Genomic DNA, 2,323 nt, shown 5'->3' with positions numbered 1-2,323 from the left:
CTTCTCGACGATCTCGCGGATCACCTTGCCGCCGGTGCCGATCACTTCGCGGATCTTGTCGGTTGCGATCTTGAAGGTCTCGATGCGCGGCGCGTATTCGCCGAGCTCGGCGCGGGCGTTGGTCAGCGCCTTGGCCATTTCCCCCAGGATGTGGATGCGGCCTTCCTTGGCCTGGCCGAGCGCGACCTTCATGATCTCCTCGGTGATCCCGGCGATCTTGATGTCCATCTGCAGCGAGGTGATGCCCACATCCGTGCCGGCGACCTTGAAGTCCATGTCGCCGAGATGATCCTCGTCACCGAGAATGTCGGAGAGCACCGCAAAACGCTTGTCCTCGAGAATGAGGCCCATGGCGATGCCCGCCGTCGGCCGCTTCAAGGGAACGCCGGCATCCATCAGCGCCAGCGAGGCGCCGCATACCGAGGCCATCGACGAGGAGCCGTTGGACTCGGTGATCTCGGAGACGACGCGCACCGTGTAGGGGAATTCATGATGCGGCGGCAGCACGGGATGGATCGCGCGCCAGGCGAGCTTGCCGTGGCCGATCTCGCGGCGCTTGGTGCCGCCCATGCGTCCGGTTTCACCGACCGAATAGGGAGGGAAGTTGTAGTGCAGCAGGAACTGCTCCTTGTACGTCCCCGACAGCGAGTCGATGTATTGTTCGTCCTCGCCGGTGCCGAGCGTAGTCACCACCAGCGCCTGGGTCTCGCCCCGGGTGAACAGCGCCGAACCATGAGCGCGCGGCAGCACGCCGACCTCGGCGATGATCGGACGCACGGTCTTCAGATCGCGGCCGTCGATGCGTCGGCTGGTGTCAAGGATGTTCCAGCGGACGATCTTGGCTTCCAGTTCCTTGAACACGCCGGCGATGCGCAGCTTGTCGTATTGCGGCTCCTGGCCTTCCGGGAAATAGTGCGCCATCACCTTTTCCTTGGCCTTGCCGACCGCGCCGTAGCGATCCTGCTTGACCGGAATGGCATAGGCTGACCGCAGCTCCTGCTCGATCAGCCCGAGAATTTCCTTTTCCAGCACGCTCTCGTCGGCGATTTTTACGTCACGCGGCTCCTTGGCGGCTTTCTCCGCCAGTTCGATGATCGCCTCGATCACCGGCTGGAAATGCCGGTGGCCGAACATGACAGCACCGAGCATGATGTCTTCGTTGAGTTCCTTGGCTTCGGATTCCACCATCAGCACGGCGTCCGCAGTGCCGGCGACGACGAGGTCGAGCTGGGTGTCGGCCATCTCGTCGAGCGTCGGGTTGAGCACGTATTCGTCGTTGATGAAGCCGACCCGGGCAGCCCCGATCGGCCCCTTGAACGGCGCGCCGGAAATGGTCAGCGCCGCGGAAGCCGCGACCAATGCCAGAATGTCGGGGTCGTTTTCCATGTCGTGCGACAGCACGGTGACAATGATCTGGGTTTCATTACGCCAGCCATCGACGAACAGCGGACGGACCGGGCGGTCGATCAGGCGGGAGACCAGCGTCTCCTTTTCGGTCGGCCGTCCTTCGCGCTTGAAGTAGCCGCCGGGAATGCGGCCCGCGGCGTAGGTTTTTTCGATGTAGTCCACGGTCAGCGGGAGGAAGTCGACGCCTTCGCGCGGCGTCTTCGCGGCGACCACGGTGGCGAGCACGACGGTCTCGCCGTAGGTGGCGACGACGGCGCCATCGGCCTGACGGGCGATCTTGCCGGTTTCAAGCGTGAGCGGACGGCCACCCCAGTCGATTTCGACTGAATGAATATTGAACATTTGGTTTTTCTTTCATGGGTTTCCGGAAAAGCAGGGGCGCCAGAAACGCAAAAACCATGCGCAAGATTGCGAGACGCTGAGCGCGACGATGTCGCGGTCTCAGCGTCCGGCGATCCTGCCATGGCTTTCAAGTCTGAAATGGCGTCCATCCTTCCGATGGTACGGGCGTTTTACCCGTTATCGCCCAGCCGCCGGATTGCTGCTGGACACGCCGCGCGGACATTTCAAAGTCCGCGCGCTAATACGCGCGCACATGCGCGCGTGAACTTAACTCAGCGACGAATGTTGTGCTTTTCCAGCAAGGCCTTGTAGCGCGCCTCGTCCTTCCGCTTGATGTAATCGAGCAGCGAACGGCGCGTTGCGACCATTTTCAAAAGACCGCGGCGTGAATGATTGTCCTTCACGTGGGATTTGAAATGGCCGGTGAGGTTGTTGATGCGTTCCGACAGGATCGCGACCTGAACCTCGGGCGAGCCGGTATCGCCGGCCTTGTTGGCATTGGTCTTGATGACTTCCGCTTTGCGTTCCGCGGTAATCGACATCGTCAAACTTTCTCGTTGCGACCGTGACTTGC

The 2,323-nt window shown here is 61.8% G+C and carries 2 protein-coding genes; both read right to left on the bottom strand.

Annotated elements, in window-relative coordinates:
• The coding region (pnp, locus tag VGP39_RS16745; protein ID WP_327569219.1) for a polyribonucleotide nucleotidyltransferase at positions 1-1,749 on the bottom strand (1,749 nt) is incomplete at its 3' end.
• A gap of 272 nt (positions 1,750-2,021) precedes the next feature.
• Positions 2,022-2,291: a 30S ribosomal protein S15 gene (rpsO, locus tag VGP39_RS16740; protein ID WP_074272228.1), complete on the bottom strand. Its 270-nt coding sequence runs from the start codon at positions 2,289-2,291 to the stop codon at positions 2,022-2,024.
• Positions 2,292-2,323: the final 32 nt, after the last annotated feature.

It is taken from the genome of Bradyrhizobium sp. (assembly GCF_036009065.1).
GTDB lineage: Bacteria > Pseudomonadota > Alphaproteobacteria > Rhizobiales > Xanthobacteraceae > Bradyrhizobium.
This window is presented reverse-complemented; position numbering and strand designations above follow the sequence as displayed.

What these genes read in the sequence shown, in the direction of transcription:
- rpsO (WP_074272228.1), bottom strand. Translation starts at nt 2,291, where the DNA reads ATGTCGATTACCGCGGAACGCAAAGCGGAAGTCATCAAGACCAATGCC.